The organism is Streptomyces griseus subsp. griseus (genome assembly GCF_000720255.1).
GTDB lineage: Bacteria > Actinomycetota > Actinomycetes > Streptomycetales > Streptomycetaceae > Streptomyces > Streptomyces griseus_I.
Genome location: NZ_JOJE01000258.1, coordinates 1 through 202 on the forward strand (window position 1 = coordinate 1; position 202 = coordinate 202).

Consider the following 202-nt stretch of genomic DNA (forward strand, 5'->3'; position numbering starts at 1 on the left):
CAGGCCCTCCTCGGTCACGAACTGACCGCCGGTGAACGACCGTGGGCCCCGCCAGAACAGGCCGCCGTAGCCGGCGTTCTCCCGTCCCTTGGTGGTCGGGGACCCCATGGCGACGTCCGTTCCGGAGACGTTCGTCATCTGCGTCTCGAACGTCAACGCCCAGGCGTCCGGGGAGATCAAGTGCGCCCGCAGCGTCCTGCGT

General features: G+C 69.3%; 1 protein-coding gene. It reads right to left on the reverse strand.

Going from position 1 to position 202, the window contains the following annotated elements; translation table 11 throughout:
- A partial coding sequence (locus IG99_RS44035) for a DUF6807 family protein (protein ID WP_267882621.1) occupies nt 1-192 on the reverse strand: 192 nt, incomplete at its 3' end.
- Nucleotides 193-202: the final 10 nt, after the last annotated feature.